This is a genomic window from Halobacteriovorax sp. DA5, assembly GCF_002903145.1.
Taxonomy (GTDB): Bacteria; Bdellovibrionota; Bacteriovoracia; order Bacteriovoracales; family Bacteriovoracaceae; genus Halobacteriovorax_A.
On sequence record NZ_PPDJ01000012.1, the window covers coordinates 23,221 to 40,308 of the forward strand.

The 17,088-nt window shown below is 36.5% G+C and carries 22 protein-coding genes; 8 read left to right on the forward strand and 14 right to left on the reverse strand.

Annotated features, from left to right (window positions below):
* Nucleotides 1-52 precede the first annotated feature (52 nt).
* From C0Z22_RS15940 to C0Z22_RS14670, 4 genes are all read right to left on the reverse strand, one after another.
* Nucleotides 53-235 carry a hypothetical protein gene (locus C0Z22_RS15940; protein ID WP_146037917.1) on the reverse strand — a complete coding sequence of 61 codons (183 nt, stop codon included), beginning with the start codon at nucleotides 233-235 and terminating at the stop codon, nucleotides 53-55.
* 96 nt (nucleotides 236-331) lie between these two features.
* Complete coding sequence (locus tag C0Z22_RS14660; protein WP_103219121.1) at nucleotides 332-1,321, reverse strand: YceI family protein; 990 nt, start codon at nucleotides 1,319-1,321, stop codon at nucleotides 332-334.
* Nucleotides 1,302-1,958: an inorganic pyrophosphatase gene (locus C0Z22_RS14665; protein ID WP_199177579.1), complete on the reverse strand. Its 657-nt coding sequence runs from the start codon at nucleotides 1,956-1,958 to the stop codon at nucleotides 1,302-1,304. The genes C0Z22_RS14660 and C0Z22_RS14665 overlap by 20 nt, the downstream gene beginning before the upstream one ends.
* 93 nt (nucleotides 1,959-2,051) lie before the next feature.
* Nucleotides 2,052-2,516 carry a hypothetical protein gene (locus C0Z22_RS14670; RefSeq protein ID WP_103219122.1) on the reverse strand — a complete coding sequence of 155 codons (465 nt, stop codon included), beginning with the start codon at nucleotides 2,514-2,516 and terminating at the stop codon, nucleotides 2,052-2,054.
* Between the two features lie 114 nt (nucleotides 2,517-2,630).
* On the opposite strand from C0Z22_RS14670, the gene C0Z22_RS14675 reads away from it, so the two are divergent.
* A complete protein-coding gene (locus C0Z22_RS14675) occupies nucleotides 2,631-4,562 on the forward strand; it encodes a hypothetical protein (protein ID WP_103219123.1) in 1,932 nt (643 codons plus the stop codon).
* Entirely contained in the window at nucleotides 4,562-4,996 is a 435-nt protein-coding gene (gene dtd, locus C0Z22_RS14680) for a D-aminoacyl-tRNA deacylase (protein WP_103219124.1), read from the forward strand. The genes C0Z22_RS14675 and dtd overlap by 1 nt, the downstream gene beginning before the upstream one ends.
* Here dtd and C0Z22_RS14685 read toward each other — a convergent pair whose 3' ends face one another.
* On the reverse strand, nucleotides 4,997-5,218 hold the full coding sequence (locus C0Z22_RS14685) for a hypothetical protein (protein ID WP_103219125.1): 222 nt from the start codon (nucleotides 5,216-5,218) through the stop codon (nucleotides 4,997-4,999).
* Between the two features lie 223 nt (nucleotides 5,219-5,441).
* On the opposite strand from C0Z22_RS14685, the gene C0Z22_RS14690 reads away from it, so the two are divergent.
* A complete protein-coding gene (locus C0Z22_RS14690) occupies nucleotides 5,442-6,011 on the forward strand; it encodes a hypothetical protein (RefSeq protein WP_103219126.1) in 570 nt (189 codons plus the stop codon).
* A gap of 49 nt (nucleotides 6,012-6,060) precedes the next feature.
* Here the strand turns inward: C0Z22_RS14690 and C0Z22_RS14695 are convergent, their stop codons facing one another.
* Both C0Z22_RS14695 and C0Z22_RS14700 read right to left on the reverse strand, forming a co-directional pair.
* Nucleotides 6,061-6,477 carry a TM2 domain-containing protein gene (locus tag C0Z22_RS14695; RefSeq protein WP_103219127.1) on the reverse strand — a complete coding sequence of 139 codons (417 nt, stop codon included), beginning with the start codon at nucleotides 6,475-6,477 and terminating at the stop codon, nucleotides 6,061-6,063.
* The gene (locus tag C0Z22_RS14700; protein ID WP_103219128.1) at nucleotides 6,477-6,821 is read right to left on the reverse strand and encodes a hypothetical protein; all 345 of its coding nucleotides are present in this window, start codon (nucleotides 6,819-6,821) and stop codon (nucleotides 6,477-6,479) included. The genes C0Z22_RS14695 and C0Z22_RS14700 overlap by 1 nt, the downstream gene beginning before the upstream one ends.
* 69 nt (nucleotides 6,822-6,890) lie before the next feature.
* Between C0Z22_RS14700 and C0Z22_RS14705 the strand changes: the two genes are divergently transcribed.
* Nucleotides 6,891-7,193 carry a hypothetical protein gene (locus C0Z22_RS14705; protein WP_103219129.1) on the forward strand — a complete coding sequence of 101 codons (303 nt, stop codon included), beginning with the start codon at nucleotides 6,891-6,893 and terminating at the stop codon, nucleotides 7,191-7,193.
* 3 nt (nucleotides 7,194-7,196) lie between these two features.
* Nucleotides 7,197-7,751 (forward strand): adenylyltransferase/cytidyltransferase family protein, encoded by a 555-nt coding sequence (locus C0Z22_RS14710; RefSeq protein WP_103219130.1) that lies wholly within the window; start codon nucleotides 7,197-7,199, stop codon nucleotides 7,749-7,751.
* A gap of 102 nt (nucleotides 7,752-7,853) precedes the next feature.
* Here the strand turns inward: C0Z22_RS14710 and rpsD are convergent, their stop codons facing one another.
* From rpsD to C0Z22_RS14725, 3 genes are all read right to left on the reverse strand, one after another.
* Complete coding sequence (gene rpsD, locus C0Z22_RS14715) at nucleotides 7,854-8,486, reverse strand: 30S ribosomal protein S4 (protein WP_103219131.1); 633 nt, start codon at nucleotides 8,484-8,486, stop codon at nucleotides 7,854-7,856.
* A gap of 183 nt (nucleotides 8,487-8,669) precedes the next feature.
* Nucleotides 8,670-9,530 (reverse strand): aminotransferase class IV, encoded by an 861-nt coding sequence (locus C0Z22_RS14720; RefSeq protein WP_103219132.1) that lies wholly within the window; start codon nucleotides 9,528-9,530, stop codon nucleotides 8,670-8,672.
* Nucleotides 9,527-10,036, reverse strand: a complete 510-nt coding sequence (locus C0Z22_RS14725) for a rhodanese-like domain-containing protein (protein WP_103219133.1) — start codon at nucleotides 10,034-10,036, stop codon at nucleotides 9,527-9,529. Before C0Z22_RS14725 ends, C0Z22_RS14720 begins: the two co-directional genes overlap by 4 nt.
* Before the next feature lie 104 nt (nucleotides 10,037-10,140).
* Here C0Z22_RS14725 and C0Z22_RS14730 point away from each other — a divergent pair, with 104 nt between their 5' ends.
* From C0Z22_RS14730 to C0Z22_RS14740, 3 genes are read left to right on the forward strand one after another with little or no spacing between them, the layout of a single operon-like run.
* Entirely contained in the window at nucleotides 10,141-11,454 is a 1,314-nt protein-coding gene (locus C0Z22_RS14730) for a CFI-box-CTERM domain-containing protein (protein ID WP_103219134.1), read from the forward strand.
* On the forward strand, nucleotides 11,426-11,578 hold the full coding sequence (locus tag C0Z22_RS14735; RefSeq protein ID WP_103219135.1) for a response regulator: 153 nt from the start codon (nucleotides 11,426-11,428) through the stop codon (nucleotides 11,576-11,578). Before C0Z22_RS14730 ends, C0Z22_RS14735 begins: the two co-directional genes overlap by 29 nt.
* 14 nt (nucleotides 11,579-11,592) lie before the next feature.
* Complete coding sequence (locus tag C0Z22_RS14740) at nucleotides 11,593-11,790, forward strand: hypothetical protein (protein ID WP_103219136.1); 198 nt, start codon at nucleotides 11,593-11,595, stop codon at nucleotides 11,788-11,790.
* A gap of 35 nt (nucleotides 11,791-11,825) precedes the next feature.
* On the opposite strand, the gene C0Z22_RS14745 is transcribed toward C0Z22_RS14740, so the two are convergent.
* Genes C0Z22_RS14745 through C0Z22_RS14760 form a run of 4 tightly spaced genes read right to left on the reverse strand, consistent with a single transcriptional unit; the run spans nucleotide 11,826 to nucleotide 17,067 of the window.
* The gene (locus tag C0Z22_RS14745) at nucleotides 11,826-12,839 is read right to left on the reverse strand and encodes a diiron oxygenase (protein ID WP_103219137.1); all 1,014 of its coding nucleotides are present in this window, start codon (nucleotides 12,837-12,839) and stop codon (nucleotides 11,826-11,828) included.
* An 11-nt stretch (nucleotides 12,840-12,850) separates the two neighbouring features.
* A complete protein-coding gene (locus C0Z22_RS14750) occupies nucleotides 12,851-13,108 on the reverse strand; it encodes an acyl carrier protein (RefSeq protein WP_103219138.1) in 258 nt (85 codons plus the stop codon).
* Between the two features lie 4 nt (nucleotides 13,109-13,112).
* Nucleotides 13,113-14,729, reverse strand: a complete 1,617-nt coding sequence (locus C0Z22_RS14755; RefSeq protein WP_103219139.1) for an AMP-binding protein — start codon at nucleotides 14,727-14,729, stop codon at nucleotides 13,113-13,115.
* Nucleotides 14,722-17,067, reverse strand: a complete 2,346-nt coding sequence (locus tag C0Z22_RS14760; protein ID WP_103219140.1) for a phosphotransferase — start codon at nucleotides 17,065-17,067, stop codon at nucleotides 14,722-14,724. Before C0Z22_RS14760 ends, C0Z22_RS14755 begins: the two co-directional genes overlap by 8 nt.
* Between the last annotated feature and the right edge of the window lie 21 nt (nucleotides 17,068-17,088).

Here is a 17,088-nt window from a genome sequence, read left to right on the forward strand (position 1 = left end):
TCAATATTTACTTAGATTGTAAGGGATTAACCGTATTCTTGTATATTAGGAATTAATAACAGTTATAATCGTCATAATCGATGTCAGAGAACCTGAACTTCAATGTACGAATATGGTCTAGAGGGATATCGTATTCTTGACGAAATAATCCATCTATATCCTTTGTGAAAATAATTCCATCTACTACTCTGTATTCAACTGCTTCAATTGTCATAAACTCTATCTCCTTCTTCATGAAGAAATTTTAAGACAAGTGATTAAAGGTGAACAAGTAAAGATTTTCTTAAGAAATGCTCTAAAGCCCCGTTTCTTAAGGTTATCTTAAGGTTCGTTAACGCTTAAAAAGAGGGTGAGTTCCTACACCCGTGTATTCACTAGTGATGTAGATACATGCAACAATAAAAGATGTTACGATTATTGTTGATAGTAGGAGTGTAACATTTTCTGACATTCCTTTCTCTTCTAAATAATTAACTAGCTTGGCCTGTCCCCAGATACCAAAAACGATGGTTACAATAAATAGAATACCTGTTGAAACAAGTGTCAGGAGGATATTTGAAATTTCAGTATAGTCACTATCAGGAGCGACATTTGCTGTCGTGTTCTTTGTGATTTTTCCACTTGGAAGGATGAGAGGCCCTCCGGATGTCTGAGCATCCAGAGAGACTTCACGTTTTACTGATTCTGTTGGAAGGTAAAAGCGAGAAAAAGCCGGCTTATCATTTGATTGATAGGCTTCGATCGTAAAGTTGATGATAACTTCTTCACCAACAACAAGTCCGCCGTCAAAGTTTTTACTCCAGTTGATACCAAAGTCAAAACGATTGATCTTAAAGCTTCCTTCAAAGTAGATCCCTTCTTTATTAGTCCAAGGATCAGTACGCTTACCAAGATATTTTAAGCTAACAGGAACAGTCTTCGTTTTTTCTTTTACTGTTATCGCTAGCTTTGCATCGGCCTTTTTGTCTTTTAAAACAATGGCCTGAGCACTTTTAAATTTGATAATTGGAAAATTCTCAGCATTGAAGAATTCATTTTTCTTTAAGTGCTGATCTCTTTTCTTATCAAAAGTATTGATACTCTTAACGATGATCTCACCTTGAAGATCAGAGATCGTATTATCGTCTTTCTTAAAGTAAATTGTGTAATCGTCAAATTGACCTTCAACATCAGTCAAGGCCATGTACTTAACACTGAACTTTAATTTTGAATGTTCTTTATTAACAATATAAGAAGATCCAAGAGTATTAAGGGAAATTAGTAGGGCAAAAAAAAGGTGCCCAATAAGGCACCCTTTGTAATTATTTAACAAATTTTTCATTATAGTCTTCTACGCCGAGGTTGATAACTTTCATTGCTGTTTCAGCATTGTATGTTTCTGTAATTTCTACTTTAGCTTCACCATCTTTTACAGGGATTTCCTTGTAAGTTAGGAAGTAGTGCTTAAGTTCTGCAAGTACAGCAGCAGGAACTTGATCGATATCAGTGATGTGACCAAACATTGCATCGTCTTTTAGTACAGCGATGATTTTATCATCAATTTCACCACCATCTAGCATTCTAAAACCACCAACAGGAATACAGTTAACTAGGATATCACCTTGAACAATATTCTTTTCCGCAAGTACACAAATATCGATTGGATCATGATCTCCATCAATTCCTGTGCGTCCTGTTTCTGCTTCAGCAAAGCTTGCTGATTTTGAGTCAGAGTAAGTGCGTGGGATTAATCCATATAATTGTGGAATAATATTTGAGAACTTCTGTGGACGATCTACCATTAGGTATCCACTTTCTTTATGAACTTCATATTTCACGCGGTCGTTAGGAGTAATTTCGATATAAGCATTAAGAACTTTCTTATCTTCATTGTCCCAAGTCTTGATACCATGCCATGGATTTGGCCTAAACATTTTTCCATATTTCTCTAAGAAATCATTTAGCTCTGAGTTAGTCATTATTAATCCTTTTTGTGAATATTTTGGCATTAACTTAGCACAAAGAGGATAGTCTAGGAAGTTTTATCAGGCCCAATAAAAAGGGATTCGTCGCTACTTCGAAAAGAAGCGAATGATCTCTGCAAATGCACTTTTTGGTCCATTTACTGTATTCTTTAGATTGTTTTTATTGAGCTCACTTATAGCATGAGCGCTATGGGTAGTAGCGTTAAGAATACCAATCTTCGCCTCAATATCATCGAGGATTTTCTTAAGAAATGCTTCTTCTTTTGGGTCGAGCTCATCAGAGCGAAAGACAATATTTGCTAGGTGATGGAGTTGGCTTAAGTGAGCAGGGTAGTTTACTTTATGAATGAATTCATCTGGGCGATGTCTTTGAATCAGGTCTTCTTTTAGCTGAAGTCTATCTTTATCTTCAAGCTTGGCATTGTTGATAAAGTCTTGAATTAGAGTTTTTTCTTGTTCTGAAACAATATTATCGAGATGAGTCAGAGAAACTAGTGTTCTCCACATATTTAGGAAACTATCGTACTTCTTATCATCACTTATACTATTCATTGAAATATCTTAGCACAACCGAAAAATCAGCTATTTAGGCATGACACTCTTTGCCTAGTGAACGCGAGACTATAAAGAAGGTATAATTTTTAGGACGGGCGGTAGTGTAAATTTATGAAAGTCGAAGATTACTCTAAGAAAATTACTCAAATGAATCAGGAGCAGCGAAAGCAGCTCAATCATATTCGTGAAGGCTATCAGTCCAATCTTCAAAATATTCAAGATAAGAATTCTCATAAAATCGATAATATTAAGCATGAGCACGCTAAGAAGCAGCAGGCCCTTATTGAGGATAATCAGCAAAAACTTGATGAAGCTGCAAAGAAGGCCAAGCTTGCTATGGCCAAGTCAAAAGAATTCTTTCGCGAAAGAAATGAGCAAATTAGAGAAGACTTTCATAAGACTTCCACTGATCAAAAGTCTAAATTCGACGAAAAGCTTGCTACCTTAAAACAAGCTTATGCAGATACTATTGAACAAAGAGATACTACATACGAAAGTAGTTTAGAGTCACAAAATAAAAGATCACAAGAGCGAATTGCACTTAATCAAGACCGTTTCCAAGATACGATTAAGCAATTAAATGAGCACACGAGTGAATCAAATCAAAAGCTTAATGCTGACTTCGCTGCCCGTGAAAAAGCACAAGTAAGAAGAAATCGTGACCAATTAAATGAGCTTAAGTCACAATTTTCTCTAGAGAATCGTGACCTTAAAAATGCCGCTGACAAAAATCTTAGAAAAGTTGTCGATGAAGGCAAGAGACGTGAGGACTTCTTAGTTGCTTCTAAGAAAAATGCATTGGAAGAAGCAAACCAATCTTATCTTCGTCAAATTAATGAAAAGCAAGCAGGTGTTGATCAAATTGCTCGCGATCTTCATATGAAAACGCAAAAGTCTCTACAAGACCAAAGACTCAGTCATGAAAAAGAGGTCTCTGAGTTAATCAGAGATCAGGTTAGTAAAAGAGAAGATATCAAAGGTGATCATGATCTCGATATTGCTCGTTTCAAAAATTCTCAGTCGATGAGCCAAATGGAGCAAAAAGGTGTTGAAGATAAATTTCAACAAAAGATAGATCGCTTAAAAGAGCTTAACTCTCAAGTCATTAAAGATTTTGAGGATAAGTTAGTTGAAAAAGACAATGCGGTAACAAAAAGAGTTAAGGATCAGTCTCGTGAGCAACAGGCCCGTATGGCCGATTTCCAAAGTGAGACCAGAGCGAATGCTGATGAGATACAAGCTCGCTCTCAAAGACAGCATGAAATTAAAAAGGCCCAATATAATAGAAATATTTCTTATGAAAAAAAGGTTGCTGAAGACAATATTGTTCAAAAAGAAAATCAATTTCGTGAGTTGATGGATGGCCAGAGAAATCACTTTAGAAATAATCTTATTCGTACAGAAGAGAAGAATCTCGAAACAGTTAAGTCTTTGCAAGATTCATTTAGAGAAGAAAAAGAAGAGATCAATGCTCGTAATCACGAGATGTATGCAGATACACTAAAATCTCATCGCCAAGAAATGGATAAGAAAATCTCTGATATCCAGGCATCATATGAAAGTAAATTTCAAGTTCAAGAAGAGCACTTAAAGAAGTCAATTGCTGATGCTGAAGAAAAGCTATATATGCTGAGAACAACTTCAAAGAGAAAGCAGCAGTCTGAAAGTGAATTCTTTCAAGAACAGTCTCGTATGCAAAGAAGCGAAATGAAGGAAAATTTGGATCATATTAAGGATCAGTATGAGAAACAATTCCAAGCGCTTCGTGACGACTTTAACACTCGCCTTAAATTGGTAAAAAGAGAAAATGAAGTAAAAACATCTCGTATGACCCATAATCATAATCTTGAAAAACAGAAGATGACAGCAGATCACAATACAGATATGAGAAGAAAACTTAATCTTGCTCAGAAAAAGCTAGAGAGACAAATGAGCGACTCGCAAAGACTTAGAGATCAACTTGTTTCAAGTTACGAAGAGAAGATTAAGAACCTTAAAAAACAATATGAATTAAAACAAATTGAAGAGTATAAGCAAGTTTAATGAAAGTAGTTATTCAACGAGTCTCTAGTTCTAATGTAAAAGTAAATAATAAAGTTGTGGCCCAGATATCTAAGGGCCTTCACTTACTAGTCTGTATTGAACATGACGACAACCGACAAACAATCCAAAAGGCTTGTGAGAAGATCCTTGCTTTAAGAATATTTGCAGACGAGCAAGGAAGAATGAATCGTTCTGTTGTGGATATTGAAGGAAGTATTCTTGCGGTTTCACAATTCACTCTTTCTTGGAATGGTAAGAAAGGTAATCGACCAAGCTTTGATGGAAGCGCCAAGCCTGAAGTTGCAAATAAATTATTTGATGAGTTTGTTGAGATACTAAAAAACACTGTCCCTGTAGAGAAGGGAGTCTTTGGAGAAAGCATGGCCGTCGTAATACATAACGACGGGCCAGTAACTTTTCATATTGAATTTTAATTAAGCAGTAACTTTAGATTTAGATCCTTCTTTTTCTCTTTTCTCCATTCTAACTGCTGTTTTCCAAATTCCAGCAAAGATGAAGGCAAAGATCACAAAGAAAGTCATAACGTGAAGAACTTCAATCGTCAGAGAAGATGCAATATATGCTGTATCTCTAACTGGCTCTAGCATTTCACCTTTAGGAACAATAGACGTCTCGTAAACTTTAGTGTTTTCCATGGGGTCTCCGTTTAAGTAGTCGATATTGCGTCAATATTAAACAATTTAAGAAAATTGTCCAGTATTAACTTACTACAAATATGAAATAGAAAACATGTTCTTTATCAGTTTTTTGTTTAGATTCGAAATAAGTATAAATTTCATGGCACTTATGCAAGTATGGACAATCCATTTTTTGTATTTTAAATACAATTTATTTTTATTTTCATCATATGGAGGGGATATGAGATTTTTTACATTTGCCTTATTACTAGGGCTATTAGTTGGTTGTAAGACTGAATTTAAAGGTACTCTAGCAGTTGACTCTGCTGTAGAGCTTAAGTCTAAAGATGATAGTATTTCACTTGCTCAAGGTGAGTACAAAGCTAAGCTGAAGTTTATCGGTAAGAGAAAGCTTAAGATTCAAGTTGCTGGTGAAAAGCTAACTGTTAAATTCGATGAGAAGTTTAAGCTTCCAAGTAATGGAGAGTTTACACTTGATAAGGCCGACACAACTCTAAATTATGATCTTCATGGAACGATCACAACTGATATCGAGCGTGGACCAATTCGCCACCGTGATGAATTCTGTGAAATTACTATTCCTGAAGTTGTTTGTAGCAGTAGAAGAAGACAGTGTACGACAGTATATCGTCGCTACCCAGGTCGTCGTTTTGTTGAGTACCGTGATGACATTATTTCTAAAGTATTTAGAATTGATGTTGCAGATGCTGGTCAAACTTACTCGACTTTTGATGCAACTTCTAGAGACTACGACCGTGTTTACCTTTATCAAGGACGTTGTGGTTTTTAATTAAATCAAAATTAACTAAATGAAAAGGCCCTCTGTGTGAGGGCCTTTTTTATGCTATACCTTTGTTGATATCGTCGATTTGCTCATTAAGTGTCCAAAAGTCATAAAGAACGCCAAAGAGGAAGAAGCCACCCGTTAGAAGATAGAGTATCCCCATAAGAATCTTTCCTTGATAAAACTTATGAAATCCAAAGACACCTAGAAATGTTAGAAGAATCCAAGCGATATTATAATCAAGGACGCCCTCATAATAGCGATTATCACATTCTTCATCCATAGAAGGAATTAGAAAGATATCTACTAGCCAGCCAAGCCCTAAAAGGCCTAGTGTTAGCATCCAGATCGTTCCTGAGATAGGCTTACCATAGTAGAAGCGATGAGCTCCCATAAATCCAAAAAGCCACAATAGATATCCCATGACTTTACTGTGAGAGTTATTAGGGAGAATTCCTTGTTGTTGATTCATTATTTATACTCCTTTAGACCCCATGGAGGTGCTTTGCGCTCACTTAAAAGAAGCTCAAAGGCATCTTCTATTTTTTCAAAAATTTCCTTGGCCTCAAAGAAATCCTCTAGCTCTTCCATTTGCTCTTCTTCATCAAGAGACAGGGGGATACCAGTGATAAAGTAGTTAAGCTCTTGACCTTCATACTTAGCATTTATCGTTAATGTATGAAATTTCATTTCATTATTTTGGTACTTCGTAAGCTTTGTACCAGATAGAAATAAATGGTATTTATCATTTGTGTCTGGGCCGATTTCAGTAGTGAAAAAATACTCAATATCGTTAAATTCGCAAGAGAACTTCATATTTTGCTCGTTGGTTTATTAGATTTAAATTTAAGTTACACTAATATTATACTAGACTTGGAGATATATGTGAAAGTTGATTATTTAATGAACTCAAATGGAGATAACGTGAGCGAAGAAAATAAGTCGAAAGACAGGAAAGAGCCTCGTCGCATTCTAGTTTCAAGTGATAAAAAAACTCTTAACCTTGCTGATAAAGATATCTTAATTGTGGCCTCAAAACTTAAGAAATATATTAAGGATAAGCATGGCCTAAATACTTCTGCAAATGTCATGGAAATCTTGTCTGATATCATTAGAGTAAAATGCGATTCTGCGGCCGAGCGTGCAAAGCAAAGCGGAAGAAAGACACTTCAAGAAAAAGATTTTTAAGTAATGTCCAAATTAGATGAAATAGCCAATAGTGTAGAGCTTTATTCTTCTGAGACCAAGTCGACAGTTACATTGTTTGGAGGAAGTTTTCATCCATTTCATCAAGGGCATCTTGAGTGTCTAAATCAATGTAGTGAGTTTGAAGACAATATTATCATTGTCTTAGACTACAGCCCTTGGAAGTCCAATGAACAAGAGGATCCGTACGGAGAGTATCTAAAGATCAAAGATGCCACAGGAGCTCGATTTCCTATCTATACGGGCTTTTGGGCCCAGAAGCTTAGAAGACCCACATATGAGTGGCTGCAAGAGGTTAAATACCCAAATATTAATTGGTTGATGGGTGATGATACATTTGGCTCATTTTTAAAATGGTATGAAGTTGAAAAAGTATGTCAGCTGCTTTCAAAAATCTATGTTGTGCCTCGTGATGAGAAAATGGATGAGTATAGGGAAGTGGAAGCTAAGATAAAAGAGTTTAATTCAAAGCTTGAGGTGATCTATCTTAAGCCTCATGAGTATCAAGAGCTAAGTTCGACAGCGATTCGGAATAAGTAGTCTTTATGCAGTTCGTGTCGACATCGGCTCCTGCCTCTCGTCGACATACCGTCCATCCTGGACATAAAAAAAGGCTCCGTAAGGAGCCTTCTTTTATTTCTATTACTTAACTTTCCAGTAGTACTCAATAACTAGCTGAGAGTTGAATTCAAATGGTACATCTGATTCAAGAGGAGCAGCAACCATAGTTGCTTTCTTCTTATCTGTACCTTCAACATTGTAACAAGCTGGAACTGCTGCGAAACGTGGAGTTTCTTGAGTTTGCTTGTAAAGTTGGTTGTTATAACCTTTCTCAGTTAGAGAGATAACATCACCTTGGCCAACGATGAAAGATGAACGGTCAACTTTCTTTCCGTTAACTAGGATTTGTCCGTGAGAAACCATTTGAGAAGCTGCCATCATTGATGGTGCAAATCCAAGTCTGAAAACTACGTTGTTCAGTCTTGACTCAAGGTTAGATAGAAGTACTTCCATCCATGGCTTACCAGCAGTGTTCTTCTTAGCTTGCTTAACGTAAGTAACAAGTTGCTTTTCTCTTAGACCGTAGTGGAATACTAGTTTTTGTTTTTCTTTTAGACGAACGGCGTAGTCAGAAATTTTCTTTCTTTTGTTACCGTGTACACCTGGTCCGTATGGACGACGTGCTAATGCACCAGCTTTACCAAGACCTGGAAGTTCAACACCTAGTGCTCTTTGGATTTTAAAGCGTGATCTCGCTGTAGTACTCTTTGCCATTGTTGGCTCCTTTTGAATAAAAAAGACTTTAGGGACAAGGAAAAGTTACATCACATCTCAAAGGCTAACGCCTTAGGCCCATCAATCTTACTTAATATTTTCGGATGTAACTGAAGCTTTATAGCGAACAATGGCCACTATTGTCAATGGGAAAGGATGTAAATATTAGATATTATATAAGTTTCAGAGTTCAGACTTAAAGATATCAAGCACTTGTATAGTTTTACTTCCAGGTTTTCCATTTCCGATCGTTGTGTCGTCAACTTTTACAATTGGAACAAGGTATTTTGTTGATGATGTAAGAAAGCATTCGTCAGCTTCTTTAAGCTCACTTCCCGTGAAGTTTACCTCTTCAAATGGGATGCCTTGTTCGCCAAGAATACGAATAACATTTTCTCTGGTAATACCTTTAAGAAGTCCAGCTGCAATAGGGGGCGTTTTAAAAATACCATCTTTTACTATCCAGATATTACTCGTTGTACATTCTGTGACATTGCCATCTTGGTTAAGCATGATGGCATCAAAGTAGCCTGCTTCTTTGGCCTCGTTATATGCAAGGATATTATTAAGATAGTTTCCAGATTTGATATTTGGGTCCATCGACTTGACTGGATTTCTAAGAGTTGAAGCGATAATTACCTCAACACCATCTTCATACCAAGTGCTAGGATTTTCAGGAAGCTCTTTACCGATGATAATGACATTTTGATTACTGGCCGCTTGCGGGTCAAGAGTAATTTCTCCCTCTCCTCGTGTGACAATTAATCGTATATAGCATCTGTCATGACCTGCTTCGTGCAGCTTCTTTGCAACGTCTACAATGCGCTTTTCATATTCAGTAAAGTTGAGTTGAAGATGCATGTGCATCTTTAAAGCAGAGTTTTGTAAGCGTTCAAGGTGCTCTTTTAGAAAACCAATTTTACCATTTCTAACTTCCGTTACTTCGTAGACAGAATCACCGTAGAGGAAGCCGCGATCAAGTACAGATATTTTTGCATCTTCTTCTCGCTCTAGAATTTGGCCATTGATACTTATTACTTTCATGGGAGAATTGCTTTGTATCCTTCTGGGATGATATTCCAGGCGTCATTCTCGAAGCGAATTTCTTTTGTTTCCTTACCCATTAGATAAATCTTCTGGCCACATTGTAGCCACTCGAGGATTCCACCAAATAAATTTGTAAACTTTGTATTAGGATTAGTTTTAGAGAGCTCGAGTATTGCCTTCGTTGAACGAGTTCCAATTGTAGAGTAGACGACAACTTCTTTGCCTTGAAGTTGAGGATAGACTTCATGAAGCTTCGATAAAGGAATTGCGCGTTCAATGTGAGAAACTTCAAATTGATAAATATCTCGTGCATCTACAATTACGAGGCGATTATCTTTTAAACGTAAGCGTCTTTTTAGGTAGTCACAGTCGATATTTTCAACGCTTGGGTACTTCTTAGAAAGGGCGGTTGCCATACTGCCAATAACTTTTCTCTGATCCTTGATTCCATCAGTTCCGATACAAGAAGTTAGCAGAAGTATTGAGAGAACAATATATTTCATAATTTGATCCAAACCTTTGTCATTTAAACAACTTAACTATTTTGATTATCATGCCAAATCTTTAATTATTTGACCATGAATAAAACTTAACCCATAATTTTACTATGCAGAAATTATTTAAAATCTTCATTTTTCTTTACCTTACAATCACTAGTGCTTACGGTGCGTCTCTGAGTCTGGATGACAAAACTGAGCCAATCTTCTACTTGAGAAATTCTACAGGTGAGAACTTAAATGAGCTTTTTTATAATTTGGGTGGGGATGGTTCCACTCCTGAAGCCGCGATTACTCTTTATGTTCCCCTAAGCCTTGGGACGGGAACTCAAGATTTTGCTTATTATACTGCAGACTCTGGGGGGCTAAGCCCAAACTTGGCAGATGAAACATCTGAGTTAGGTGGTCTCTACTTACAAGATGTTGACTCACTTGCTTACACTAATGAAGAGCTTTACGTTGCATTAAAAGATAACGACAATTCAAATCCTGCTTTTCGAATTGTTACTCAAATACCAAGCTCTCAAGTTGAAGCTCCCTTTGTAAGTTTTGCAGATATCTGTTCAACGAGTGAGCTAAATTGTGCTGGTATTACAGACTCTATCGCTTCTATTAAAGACAGTGTTGAATTAGTGTTATTCTTTATGCCTAATGATACTGATTACAGCTCAAATGAAGAAGTAGAGATTCCGGATGCTGTTGGTAGAGCAATCTACTTTAAGCTTGTTATTAGTGCAGCAGCTACTGATATTAGAACTCGTGCAACACTTAACATTATTGGTACATATGCAGGGGATCAGACTGCTGTTATTGAGTACACCGGTGATCATGGTGGTAATGGTGCCTATATTTCTCGAATGGCCCTTTACGTGCAAAGTGGCGGTGGAGTTGTAACGAGAAATATTAATGATATTAGAATTGTTGAAGATCAATCAAATGAAGGTAATGTAAAGGTAACTAACCTTACTAATAATACTACCTACAGTTCGGCAATTTCATATCTTGATCATTTTGGCTATATCGGTCCAGGGAGTGTGAGTAATGCTGATTTGGCCACGCAAACTGGAAATTATCAACCGAAGCCAATTGAAAAGCTTTTGTCGCAAAATCAGTGCTATCTCGTGACTGCAGGCTTTCAAAGAGATCATTATGTCTTGAATTACTTTCGTGTCATTCGCGATGAGTACTTGATGAAGACGACGCTAGGGGCAGCATTTGTTGATTTTTACTATAGCAGTGCGCCATTTTTTGTTGAAACGATCTTAAATAACAAGGCCTTGGCCTCGATGGTTAAGAGATATAGTTTCTCAATGTATTTTATTTTACAAAATATCCTGTTTATAATAGGATGCATGACTATAATTACGTTGTTAACGTTTAGAAGAGAATTAACATATGCCGTACAAAGTTTTAATCGTCGATGACGAACCAGATATTCTAGAACTATTGGCCGAAGAGCTTGAGTTTGAAGGTTATGAGACAGAGTGCGCCAACTCTGGAAATAGCGCTGTAAAGCTTATCAATAGTGGAAAACATTTGATGCCATAATTTCTGACTATAAAATGCCAGATGGTAATGGAAAGGTTGTCCTTGATTGCACAAATAGCAACGATAGCCAAAAAGAAAAAGTTTTCTACTTTGTTTCAGGTCAAGCTGATATTTCTTTGAAAGAAGCTATGAAGGAAGGGGTGACTCGTTTCTTTTATAAGCCTTTTGATTTAGATGAATTACTAACAAGCTTAAAAAGAGATTTACAATAAAAAAAGGGACCGTTTGCGGTCCCTTTTTTATTTGGCTAGTTTAGAATTGTCGAATGCGTACCACGTACGTATCGATTTTTTCCGATGTGATCTTCTTTGCTTTCTTCAAGCAGTAGATCCCAAAAACCATCCATCTCATTATATTTGGCCAGTAGCTCATAAGTACGGCCAAGCCCCTGTCTCGAAAAGGCACTTCGTTGAAATTCTACATTTGTACGAAGTGACTCAAATTCACCCTTTAATTGATTTACTGTCTCTTGTGAAAGATCGCTGAACTCTTCTTGCATTAGCTCTAGAATTCTTCCTGCAAGTCTCTTTGGACCAAAGTATGACGAAATGAATTTCACAAAAACGCTGGCATTAATCTTTCTAAGAATAGGATTTGCTTTGTCATAAAAAGCTGCAAGGAAACACTCATCAATTTGCTGATGTCTTACTTCATCAAGCATATGATAGTAGTGGCATTGCCAAAAGTTCCAGTCCACTTCACCGGCCTTAAGGGCCTTATTGTATTTTTTAGAAATATCTAATGTTCTCTCTTCAAAGAATAGAGCAATCCAAATCCACCATAGAAAGATATTTGGAAATGTCGTAACAACCTTCATGATAAAGTTTTGAACTGGGCCAAGTTTAAAAATACGAAGAGGTCTCTCTTTCGAATAGTTTTCTGGCTCTGCCTTCATGAGCATTCTAAGAAAGATTTCACCGTGCTTATCTTCTTCTTCCATAAAGTGATCAATGGCCTCAGTCATTTGAGGATTAAGCTTATAGATTCTTTTACAGCTTTTAAGTGCCGGATTTAGAAGAACATTTTCAAACCAAATAAATTGCTCACAAATAGAGAGTCCAATTAATTGATTGAATCTAAGTTTTTGTGCTTCAGTAAGCAGATCATAACTAGGTAAGTAAGAGATAGTGACCATTTCTTCTGGTGTCCACTTGAGATTCTTATCGATTGGTTTAGACCAATCAAGTGCATCAACAGTGAAAGCACGCTCTACAGATTGCTTATTAAGTTTTTCTAATTTGCTAATAAGTCTTGTTTCCATCTTAGCTCCAATTATGAAAGTACTTGTCTCAGTTCTTCGTTATGATTTTTTTCTAAGTAATTAATTAGATCTTGAGTTGTTTGACACTGTAAAAAAATTGTTACAGGTAGTTCTTCAAAATCTTCCTTAAGACGCCCAATAAATGACATGGCATCATAAGAATCAAGCCCAAGAGTGATAAAGCTAGTCTCTAAAGTCAGTGTGATCTCTTTTTCATCACTAACTTCAGCAATTGCTTCATTCAAATATTTTAAAATTTGCTCTTTCATCTATTTATCCCAATTTCTCTTTAATTAAGAAATTAAACTTAAATTTATTTTTTATGTAGCGAGATACTATAAGATTAAATCGATAATTTTTCTCGATTTTTGTAATTTCTCCGGCCATGTATCTTTTTTGGGCATTTTGGCGTTTTACTTTCCCACTAGTTGTCTTTTTAAGAGTTAGCTCTGGCACTATTGAAATATTGTCTTCTGTGAGTGCTAATTTTGATTTTAGAGCATTTGCCACGTCTTCTTTGACTTTGTTACGGGCCTCTTTTGACTTCTCATTTAGCTCAATGATGAGGTGAGGTTTCTCGCTCTTATCTGTTTGAATTGAAAAAGCAACCATACGCCCAAGCTTTACCGCAGGTACCTTTGCGGCCATAAACTCGATGTCATTTGCAAAGATATTAACACCATTGCAGATTAAGAGATCTTTACTTCGTCCTGTTACGTAGAGCCTACCTTCTTCATCTAAGAAGCCTAGGTCTCCTGTGTTTAGCCATCCATCTTCGAGATGAGTTTCTCTACCGTAATAGTTAGTCGATACTGATGGCCCTTTTATATAGATTTCACCAACACCTTGGTGTTGATTTCTAATCTCAAGCTGAGTCGGTGCTAGAACTTTTCCACAAGAAATAAACTCTTCATCTTTAATCGTGACTGTCTCAAACTGTGTACCAACCTCATGAAAAGTTACTGCAAGAGTCGCTTCTGCTAGTCCATAAACTGGCATAATGGCATTAGTATTGAAGCCATATTTTTCAAAACGATTGCTAAAGGCCTTTAAAACATTGGCCTTAATTGGCTCAGCTCCACATTGAGCAAAGCGTATATGAGAAAGATCAAGACCTTCTAACTTCTTTTCTGGGATTTTAGTTGCACAAACATAATATGCTGAATTTGGGATACAAAGTGCACTACACTTTGTTTCTGAAACAAGGTGAAGCCATTTATGAGGCGCAATGACATAGTCTTGAGTACGAATAATATGACATTCAAGATTCTTTAAAAGAGCAGTGAGAAGACTTCCTATCAGCCCCATATCATGGTGAAGAGGTAGCCATGTACAAATAGAGTCAGAATCACTCAATTTGATCCCTTGATTAATTTGATCATTATTTGCAAGTAGATTGCTATGGCTTATCACAACTCCTTTTGGTGCAGAAGTTGATCCTGAAGAAAATTGAATAAAACAAGTTTCACTGCTTTCAGGATTTGCAAATTGTGTTGCCATCTCAGCGTCATTAAATTTTGCTATATTTGTAAAGCCCTCTGGAGAGTTCTTTGCTGCGATATACTTTGTTTGTGCCGCAGATGCGAATTGGAATAGTAATTCTTGGTAATCATCTTTTAACATTAAGGCACTTGATGCCATTGGTACAGGTACGTTACCTGATAGGATGATACCAAAGAAGTAAGTAACAAAGTTTTCTTCATTTTCAAATGAAAGAATTATATTTTTTTTAGTAATATCATTTGCCTTAATTTTAGAAGCAATGACACGGGCCTTCTCCATAAGCTCATTTATAGAAAGTGAGCTAGCAAGCTTAAAGTTCTTGTAAAAGAAGAGAACCTTCTTTTCTTGATCTTTATTTGAAAGTAGCTTGTCGATGAGATTACGCATTCAGCTGACCTTCTAGGTATGAGATGATCTCAAGTGTTTTATTGAAGATATGTGGCATGAACTCATATTCATTTACACTGTGGCCTACATAGTAGAATAGGACTCGGTTAAGTAGATATTCATTTGCACAAGATAACATATTTTCTAGTTTTTCTTGCTTAGATAGTTCAAGCCCATCTTTTGAGAAGTAATAATTTATATCATTCGCAATTTCACCACTTGGTGTTGTAAAGCTCATGAATTCCACAAGGTCTCTATATGGAGAGTTGTAGCGAGATAGTTCCCAGTCATAGAAGCATGGGCGACCATTTTTAAAACAAATATTTCTTGGATTAAAGTCGTTGTGAGTAAGTGTCTTTGGACCTTCGTTGATGATCTTTGACCATTGTTCAAAAGTATTTAGAACTTCTTCTAACTTTTCCTCTGACTTTGCACTGATGTAGTTTTGTGCACGAATATAAGTGATAATTGATTTCGTTAAGTCTTTATCAATATTTACTTTTCCAAGGTTAAGAGACGACTCAGAAACTTCTTGTGAATTTGCAAAGTTCTGATGAATCTTAGATATAGCATCAAAAATTAATTCACGAGTTGAGCTTATCCATAATTCTAAACATCCTTGAGTGTTCATTAACTCAATTTGAGAAAAGTTTAAATTTTCTAAAAGAAGAAGGTATGCTTCTTTCTGAGCATTTATATATGTTCCATGAAGCTCTGGCATATAGCGAGAGAAGTCCTTTGAAACCATACGGTATGCCTCAATTTCTCTAATATGACATTTCGTAAATTCATTATTGTGAATTGTTTTAATGAATTTTCTTCTGATATCACTATCCGCAAAACCTGCAATGGCCGCAAAACCTGCAATTACGTCAGTATCAAGTGGTTTTGACTTCAGAATTATTTTATCTTCTTTGTTGATCTCTAGTGATGTAAAACCAAGAGATTTGTTTACCACTCTTGAAGTAGCTTCAGTGATAATTCCATTTTCAATATTAATCTTGTGGTCGTGTTCAATTGACTCACTTTCTTTCACTAAAGTTGACTGATCAGTGAAGTTTTCATTGATAAATTCTTTTGTGATATCTTTCGTTTTAAGCTGATCTTTCGGATTATTTCTACCAAGCTTGTCGTGTGCATAAGCAAACTGTCCACCACAGATGGCCGACATTGTTGAAAGCTCAAGAGATAGCGCCGCACCAGCTATAATTTTTGCAAACCTTTCGACCTTTCCTGCTCCTGCACAACCGATCGACTTTAAGCAGTCTTTATAGTGGCCAAGTCCAGTTCCACCACCAACAGTTCCAATAACTAGTGAAGGTAGAGTTAAGCTTACGTATAAACCTTTTTCGTGCTTTTCAAAATTTAGAACAGCTGTTGATGACTCATGAATACAAGCAAGATCTTGTCCTGTTGAAGCAAAAATGGCCGCAACAGCGTTGGCAACGTTTACGTTATATCCTGTCATTCCTTCAAGGCGAGTAATAGGTAGTGATCTTAAGTAGAGATTGATGAGATCAGTACTTGATGTTTTCAGAATACGCTTTAATACTTTTTCTGGTACTACACATTCTGCAGTTACATATGTTCCACGAGTCTGCATTGCAGAACCAACAGAAACTTTCTTATCACTTGAACCATTTCCTTCTAAGAAGAATTCAACAAGTTTAATTTTTGAAGTTAAAAGCTCTTCTTTGATCCAAAGACATGATTGCCACGTACAAACAGTTGTCATGTTTTGTCCGGAAGCGTCGGCACACTCATAGATAAATTTCGCGTGAACATTGCGACCGATAAGAACTGGCTTGATCTTTTTTAGATCTGCAAAGTTTGAATACTTTTTAGTAATACTTTTAATCGTATCGAAGTTATCTTCTAGCCATGAGATAAATTCATCAGCATGGTCAATATCATCAAATGTGAAAACAGGAGCACGGTACATACGCTTTCTTAAAACCTTGGCCTTGAAGCCACCACTTAAAGAAACAGCAAGTGCACCACGAGTGATCGAAGAAACTAGAGCGCCCTCTGAGGTTGCAATTGGAATATATAAATCTTCCTTTTCACCTTTCTCATTAATTTTTAATGGCCCACAAATTCCCATTGGAATTGAAATACTTCCAGCATAAGACTCGATATTACCTTTGAGGTTTAATCCATCTAGGTCTGTTATTTGAATTGAGTCGAGATTTTCCCCACACTGGGCCTCTAAAATCGCAATACGATTTAGCCTTGCCGCTTCAGAGTAGTCAAAACGAGATGGGGCCGAAAGCTTCTGCTTTACGACTTTTGCTTCCTGCTCAGAAGCTGAATTTGTGCTAATTTCATTGATCTTCATAGTTCAAATATAGCTTATAAA

Bases quoted from the DNA above. Each gene is read 5' to 3' on its own strand.
- C0Z22_RS14740 (WP_103219136.1), top strand. From the start codon at position 11,593: ATGCCAGATGGTAATGGAAAGGTTGTCCTTGATTGCACAAATAGCAAC.
- C0Z22_RS14710 (WP_103219130.1), top strand. From the start codon at position 7,197: ATGTCCAAATTAGATGAAATAGCCAATAGTGTAGAGCTTTATTCTTCT.
- C0Z22_RS14745 (WP_103219137.1), bottom strand. From the start codon at position 12,839: ATGGAAACAAGACTTATTAGCAAATTAGAAAAACTTAATAAGCAATCT.
- C0Z22_RS14720 (WP_103219132.1), bottom strand. From the start codon at position 9,530: ATGAAAGTAATAAGTATCAATGGCCAAATTCTAGAGCGAGAAGAAGAT.
- C0Z22_RS14700 (WP_103219128.1), bottom strand. From the start codon at position 6,821: ATGAAGTTCTCTTGCGAATTTAACGATATTGAGTATTTTTTCACTACT.
- C0Z22_RS14685 (WP_103219125.1), bottom strand. From the start codon at position 5,218: ATGGAAAACACTAAAGTTTACGAGACGTCTATTGTTCCTAAAGGTGAA.
- C0Z22_RS14665 (WP_199177579.1), bottom strand. From the start codon at position 1,958: ATGACTAACTCAGAGCTAAATGATTTCTTAGAGAAATATGGAAAAATG.
- C0Z22_RS14675 (WP_103219123.1), top strand. From the start codon at position 2,631: ATGAAAGTCGAAGATTACTCTAAGAAAATTACTCAAATGAATCAGGAG.
- rpsD (WP_103219131.1), bottom strand. From the start codon at position 8,486: ATGGCAAAGAGTACTACAGCGAGATCACGCTTTAAAATCCAAAGAGCA.
- C0Z22_RS14735 (WP_103219135.1), top strand. From the start codon at position 11,426: ATGCCGTACAAAGTTTTAATCGTCGATGACGAACCAGATATTCTAGAA.
- C0Z22_RS14695 (WP_103219127.1), bottom strand. From the start codon at position 6,477: ATGAATCAACAACAAGGAATTCTCCCTAATAACTCTCACAGTAAAGTC.
- C0Z22_RS14670 (WP_103219122.1), bottom strand. From the start codon at position 2,516: ATGAATAGTATAAGTGATGATAAGAAGTACGATAGTTTCCTAAATATG.
- C0Z22_RS14725 (WP_103219133.1), bottom strand. From the start codon at position 10,036: ATGAAATATATTGTTCTCTCAATACTTCTGCTAACTTCTTGTATCGGA.
- C0Z22_RS14750 (WP_103219138.1), bottom strand. From the start codon at position 13,108: ATGAAAGAGCAAATTTTAAAATATTTGAATGAAGCAATTGCTGAAGTT.
- C0Z22_RS14660 (WP_103219121.1), bottom strand. From the start codon at position 1,321: ATGAAAAATTTGTTAAATAATTACAAAGGGTGCCTTATTGGGCACCTT.
- C0Z22_RS14760 (WP_103219140.1), bottom strand. From the start codon at position 17,067: ATGAAGATCAATGAAATTAGCACAAATTCAGCTTCTGAGCAGGAAGCA.
- C0Z22_RS14690 (WP_103219126.1), top strand. From the start codon at position 5,442: ATGAGATTTTTTACATTTGCCTTATTACTAGGGCTATTAGTTGGTTGT.
- C0Z22_RS15940 (WP_146037917.1), bottom strand. From the start codon at position 235: ATGAAGAAGGAGATAGAGTTTATGACAATTGAAGCAGTTGAATACAGA.
- C0Z22_RS14755 (WP_103219139.1), bottom strand. From the start codon at position 14,729: ATGCGTAATCTCATCGACAAGCTACTTTCAAATAAAGATCAAGAAAAG.
- C0Z22_RS14730 (WP_103219134.1), top strand. From the start codon at position 10,141: ATGCAGAAATTATTTAAAATCTTCATTTTTCTTTACCTTACAATCACT.
- dtd (WP_103219124.1), top strand. From the start codon at position 4,562: ATGAAAGTAGTTATTCAACGAGTCTCTAGTTCTAATGTAAAAGTAAAT.